Below are 6,420 nucleotides of genomic sequence, written 5' to 3'. Positions count from 1 at the left end.
CCGGTGTTGAGCCGCAAGGCCGGGCGCTATGCGCATGCGCGCCAGTTCAAGCGCATGCACAAGGTGCTGCGACGCCAACGCACGCTCCTGGGACGCGTATTACGCGATCTGCAACGCAAGCTGGACCCCTTGGTGCGTGAGCGCATCAGTGTCTGGCTGGAACGCGCACAACGGGTGTTGACACAACGCCCCAAGGACAAGCAAAAGCTCTACGCCCTGCATGCGCCGGAAGTGGAATGCATGAGCAAGGGCAAGGCACGGACACCTTACGAATTTGGCGTCAAGGTCGGCATTGCGGTGAGTGCGTGCAAAGGCTTGATCGTGGGCGCGCGCAGTTTTCCCGGCAATCCTTACGACGGCGATACGTTGGCCGAGCAGCTGGAGCAGACGCGTGGGTTGCTGCAGGATGTGAATGTGACCCCGCAGGTAGCGATCGTGGACCTGGGGTATCGCGGACGTGAGGTAGATGGCGTGCAGATCCTGCATCGCGGCAAGGCCAAGACGCTGACACGACGGCAATGGAGCTGGATCAAACGCCGGCAAGCGGTGGAGCCGGTGATTGGACATCTGAAACAGGACTGCCGCTTGAATCGCTGCTATCTAAAGGGTGCCCAAGGCGATGCACTACACGTGCTCGGCTGCGCCGCCGGCTACAACCTGCGCTGGCTGCTGCGCTGGATCGCCTTTTTGCGTGCCTGGTTGCAGGCGATGGCAGGGGCATCCTTGAGCCTGGTGCACCGGTCGCCGCTGACCTTTGGTGCTTGAAGGGGGTTTTTCAGGGGCGACTAATTGCACCTGACCCCGTTCTTTGCACCACCGGCACCAGCACCTTCTGGCCCTGGTAGTCCTACTCCACCATCCACACGATGTCTTGCGTGAGCGCAGCAGCCTGCGCGGCGGTGAGGCCCACGCCCATGCTCAGTTGCAGCTGGCCTGCCGGGGCCACGCCGGACTCTGGAGCGCAGAGTCAGCTTGGCTTATTAATTACACCTAACCCCGTTCTCTGGGGCTAATCAGGTCCTTTTATCAAACCGAACGTAATCCTCGAATTCCCATGACATTACGCGAGACAATTTTATTGCAATTTCATTCCATTCCGCACCCTCAAAACTTCCGACATATTCGGATATAAATTCACGTATTTCATCATAGTCGTAATTCTCAACAATCAGCATAAACCTCCCCCACGTAGGTCCATAATGCCTCTTCTTTATCCAGCCGGGCGTGCACACCTCAATAAAGAAATTATCCCCACCCTCAAAATCTTCTGGACCAATTACTGCCCTCAGCTCCTCACTAAAGCACCCCGGGTCATCAGGTTGCTCATTTTTAAGATCCCAGCTATCTGAATGGAGCCCAAACAATCTAGCCTTCATAATTTATTTACTCCTTATCTATATCCAGATGCCCATTAGATATCCTACTCTTTTTTCCGTATAAAGCTATTTCATATCGTTCAAAATTTGCTTGAATCCCTGTCACAGCTTCTTTTGATTTAGGCTTAGCTGCGGGCGGCCTATAAACTCTCGTACCATCAGCACTAATCCATCCCGATCCGTCGGACAAGGGCCTCGCACCATCGCCAACCCAAGTCATACCCAAACGATTTGCTTCCTGGGCATTTGCGGTTCCGATACCAAAATTCGGGTTACTGGTCCCACTTCCAATCATCGCCTCCTTCAACCGAATATCTTGATCAGCAATCGAGCTAAGCTCTTTATTCGCGAGGTCAGAGCGTAGCTTTGCACCGTTCGCAATATTTGCTTCACCATTAGAACGCACCGCGGGCGGCGCCCCTGCTTCACTATCAGCATCTGCAGAAGCAGCTGACACCCTCGTCGATAGCGCCTTACTTTCTAGATCCGCATTCTTTATGGAATTCCGGATGATACTTGTGAACTGGCTACCGACCAAGCCACCTGCTTCCCCAACGACGATGCCTGCCCACATATGGCGTTGAGTCGTCGCCCAATCAATGCCTTCTACATAGCCGGCTTCCGCCCAACGTCCCTGATCCTTCAACAGGATTTGATAATTATTCTTGAGCGCGAGTTCATCAAAGGGACCTATCTGATCACTATAACCGCTAAAGGCAACAGAGCCTGCCCCCAACAGCACCCCTTTCCCAATGGAAATGAGGTCACCCCCAAAGCTCGCTTGCTTATTAGCAGCGTCGTACCCAAGGGTCGTCCCTCGGAATAGCAACTCCTTATTTTCCTGAGTGGGCGAATGGTTAGGACTACGAATATCATCGATATAGTTCTTTATTGACAAATCGAATCGAGAGCCATAAAGCGCATTCAGATTGACTGTGGGATCCTTCCACTCCTGGTCAGTACTTTGGAAGAAAGCATGGCGATTCCCCATAGAATCCGCGTAATAGCGACCTTGCGACTCACTAGAAAGGAAACTTTCAGTAAGGGTATCCGTGCCATTCAATGCAGCCCAGTTCTCGTCTTCTTTCGAAGCAGCATATGTATTTAATCTGACGCGCGCGTCATCTTCCGTGAGGACGAGACCATTTCTTGCCATGTATTCAATATATTCCTGGACGACCTCATCGCTCTTTAAAAACTTGACTTCAGACGGGTGCAGCTGACGATTGAACCGATCACCCGCAACTGCGATGCCTGCGCCTGATGCACCACCTAAAACACCGCCTATGGCTGCACTACCGGCCTCCATCAGGCTATTAAACGTCTCGCTATCGGGGTCAATATATTGACTGACCAAATAATCAGCCATGACCTGTTTGGCTCTCTCAGAGCCTGCAGCCGAGATGGCACCGCCAAGTGCGCTCTCTCCTCCCAGTGCAGCGACGGCTGCACCTGTCAGGCCATGCAACAAAACTTTGTTTACTCCTCCGTCACTCCAGCTATTTTTACGAGCTAATGCATCTGCTTCCGCAGCTTTGTCCCCGGTGGCTCTTGCCGAAGCAAGGTCCAATGCCGCTCGCTCTTGCATGCTGCTGGCGATATCACCCGCTACCTGAAACCCAATCTCCCCAGCCAGCCCCATCAGCTCTTTCTGATCCTCGATCTTCTTCTGATCGAAGATTTCCTTCAGGCCTGACTGCTGCAGCTCGGTTGCACTGCGATCCAGTCCTGCCAGCGCGGATGCGTCACCATTACGGATCTGGATCGTGCCTGCGGCGATATCGCTCTTGGTCGTGCTGCTTGAGCTGTCGCTGGCATTGCCCAACATGCTCAGCCCGGCACCGATGGCCACGCTGGCCATGCTGCTGCCCGTGCCGCCGGCCACGGAGACGCCGCTGGTCTTGTACTCGGCCTTGTTCTGCAGGTCCTCGACCGTCAGGCTGCCGGTGGACAGCCGGTTGAGGCTGGCATCGGCTGCGCTCGCGATGGCACCGCCCACCAAGGCCGTGTTGCCGCCCACCGTGATGTCGAAGCCGCCATTACCGGCCTGGATGCCACTTTGCTCGGTCACGCTGGTGTAGCTGCTGTTGACCTTCTGCTGGCTATAGCTGCCGCCGCTACCCGTCCCTGTGGCAAGTGTCAGGCTGGCCTGTTGCTGCTTGCTCTTGTACTCGTTGGTGTCCTGCTCGCTCTTGATCAGCAGGTCACCGCCAACATTGGCCAGTACCTTGTTGCCGATGGCTTGTGCGCCCTGGATCGTGGTGTCGTTGCCACTCACCAAGGTCAAGGTGTCGTTCGCAGCGACCACGCTTTCTGTGCGTAGATCGCTATTGCCCTTGGCGCTGCCCTTGCCTGCGGATACCGTGAGGTAGTAGCCAGTTACTGCACCGACACTGATACCGATCTCGCCACCGGCGTTCTTGTTCTCAGACTTGGTAGTGTTGGTTTCTTTGTTACTGAGCAGGTTGAGATTGTTTGCTGCAGCCAAGGCCACGTTTTCACCGGCGATCTTGCTGCCAATGACGTTGAGATCGCCGCCAGTTGCGGCGATGGTGACATCGCCGTTGCTGAGGATGCGGCTACCGCCAGTGGTTTCCTCGTGCGTGGTCGTCTTGCTCGACGAACTGCTTGCGCCAATGCCAAGGCGCAAGCTCACGCCCGCCGCATTGGCCGCACCCTGCGCGCCATCCGCTGCAGCAGTACCTGCCTTGGTCGTGTTTCCTGCAACCGCCTGGCCGTCGTAGCCTTTCAAGCCATTGCTAGCCAAGCCAGCCGTGTCACCAATTGCATAGGCGGCCTTGGCGGCATAAAGCAACTTCAAGCGGTCGTCTTCGACATCCGACCCGCGCTTAGCTGCACCGTAGACCGCTTGCGCGGCATCCACTACGCCCCCGGTCAGCCCCAACGTGATGCCGGCACTCTGCTGCTTGGAGGTCTGAACCGTGTCCACGGTGTTTTCCGCTGCAGCAATCGTGACTTCCTTACCCACGATGGTGGTACTCGTTGCACTCAGCACATCGCTGCCGGTGATGGCCACCTTATTGCCGGCTGTCATCGTCACCGAGCCGTCGGTGCTGCCGACCAGGCTACCGCTGTTTGTGACTTCGGTAGCATCTAATCCGTCAGTCTTTTTGGTGACGCCCAATGCGACGCTGAATCCGCCACCGCCGTAGAGACCGGACTTCTTGACGGTTTTCTCATGCTCTTCGCTGTGCGTGTTCTGCACCGTGTCCAACGTGAGGTTGTTGCCAGCGGCCAACACCACATCGCCGGTGCTGGCGACCTGTGCGCCTTGCGACAGCAGATCGTTACCCGCCGCAATCTGCATCGTGTCGCCACTGAGCGTAGTAGTGACCGCCACGCTGTCGTGCCACTCATCATGCGTGGTCGTGGTCTTGCTGCTGAACGTGCCCTTCTTCTTCTTGGTCATGTCCTGCACGGCGTCATGCTGCTCGCTGGCGGCGAGCAGCTTGACGTCGTTGCCGGCGGCCAGGGTGATGCCGCCTTCCTTGGTTGCGACGGTGGCCGCGGTCAGGGTGATATCGTTGCCCGCCTGCATCGCGAGGTTGCCGCCGGCCGTGAACTCGGTGCCGTGGACGGTTTCGTCGCTGGTGCTGGTGGTTTGCTTGAAGCGCTTGCGCGTCTCCAGGACATCGCTGGTATCCACCGTCGTCAGCGTGCTGGCGTTGATGTCGTTGCCGGCGCTGATGCCTAGGCCCTTGCCTGCATCGAGTTTTGCGGCGACCAGGTTGACGTCGTTGCCGGCGCTGAGGATCAGGTTGCCGCCCGCAGTGAGCGCCTGCTGATCGATGGTCTGCGTGGTCGTGGTGGTGGTGACGCGGGTCTTGCCGTTGCGCGAGTTGTAACTGTTGGTCTCGCTGTCGTTAAGCACGGACTCGACATTGAGGTTGTTGCCGGCTGCGGCAATCAGATCGCCACCGGCCTTCACTTCGGCCTGCCGGATGGTCAGGTCGTTGCCGGCGGTCAGCTGCAGGCTGTCGCCGGTGCTGATGTTGGTGCGCGTGGCGACTTTGCCGTCCAGGCCGGTGGTGGGCGTCAGCGAGAGGTTGTTACCTGCCTGCAGCGCGGCGCTGCCGCCTGCTGCGATGGTCACCCCATGCAGTTGCAGGTCGTTGCCTGCGGAGACGATCAGATCCTTGCCGGTGGTGATCGAGACAGCATCGCCACCGCGCAGCAGGCCGTTGTCGTCGCGCAAGGCGCTGGGCGTGAGGCTGAGGTTGTTGCCGGCAATCAGTGCTGCACTCCCTCCGGCCTGCACGCGGGTGCCGGTCAGCGTCATATCGTTGCCAGCCATCAGTTGCAGGGTGTTGCTGGCGGTGATGCCCGACAGGATGCCGACGCCGTTGATGGCCTTGGCCGCTTCGCTGACCAGGTTGTTGCCGGCGACCAATGCGACATCGCGGCCCTGGATCTGGCCCTGATTGAGCAGGTCGTTGCGCGCTTCCAGCGCCACCGTGCCAGTACCGCTGATGCGGCCCTGGTTGAGCAGATTGCCGGCGGTGATGCTGACGTCGGCACCGGTGATGACGCCTTGGTTGCTCATGGAATTGCTGGCGTTGAGCTCGACGTTGCCGCCGGCGATCAAGGCGCCATTGCCACGCAGCTGCAGCGAGTTGGACGCCAGGTACACCACCGGCACCAACACCTTCTGGCCCTGGTAGTCCTGCTCGACCATCCACACGATGTCCTGCGTCAACGCGGCGGCCTGCGCGGCGGTGAGGCCCACGCCCATGCTCAGCTGCAGCTGGCCTGCGGCGGCCACGCCGGATTCCAGCAAGGCGCGGTATTGCGCTACGCCATCGGCGTAGTTGCCCAGGTAGCGACGACCGGTGAGCTGGGTGATCTGGTCGAGTACCAGGCGCTGCTCGTAGAAGCCATCGCCCAGGCGGGTCTGGGTCCACTCCGGATCCACGCCCAGCTTGTCCAGCAGGAAATCGCTGCTGATGAAGTTGTCGTAGTTGACGAAGCGCGGGTCGGTCTCGATCAGGTAACGACGGCCCGGGCCAGTGCTGCGCCAGGCATT

Annotated in this window: 3 protein-coding genes; 1 reads left to right on the top strand and 2 read right to left on the bottom strand. The window is 58.3% G+C overall.

The genetic code is table 11. The features are described 5' to 3' along the window. Positions 1-765 (top strand): transposase (locus A7D16_RS18595; protein ID WP_153043170.1); only part of this gene is annotated, 765 nt, incomplete at its 5' end. Positions 766-1,013: 248 nt separating this feature from the next. Here the strand turns inward: A7D16_RS18595 and A7D16_RS22045 are convergent. Together A7D16_RS22045 and A7D16_RS18590 are read right to left on the bottom strand one after the other, a co-directional pair. After that, positions 1,014-1,376 carry an Imm8 family immunity protein gene (locus A7D16_RS22045; protein ID WP_082925874.1) on the bottom strand — a complete coding sequence of 121 codons (363 nt, stop codon included), beginning with the start codon at positions 1,374-1,376 and terminating at the stop codon, positions 1,014-1,016. A gap of 7 nt (positions 1,377-1,383) precedes the next feature. Then, entirely contained in the window at positions 1,384-6,342 is a 4,959-nt protein-coding gene (locus A7D16_RS18590) for a hemagglutinin repeat-containing protein (protein ID WP_457853257.1), read from the bottom strand. Between the last annotated feature and the right edge of the window lie 78 nt (positions 6,343-6,420).

This window comes from Xanthomonas nasturtii, from assembly GCF_001660815.1.
Lineage (GTDB): Bacteria > Pseudomonadota > Gammaproteobacteria > Xanthomonadales > Xanthomonadaceae > Xanthomonas > Xanthomonas nasturtii.
Note: the sequence above shows the minus strand (reverse complement) of the source record. Positions and strands in the feature narration are given on the sequence as shown.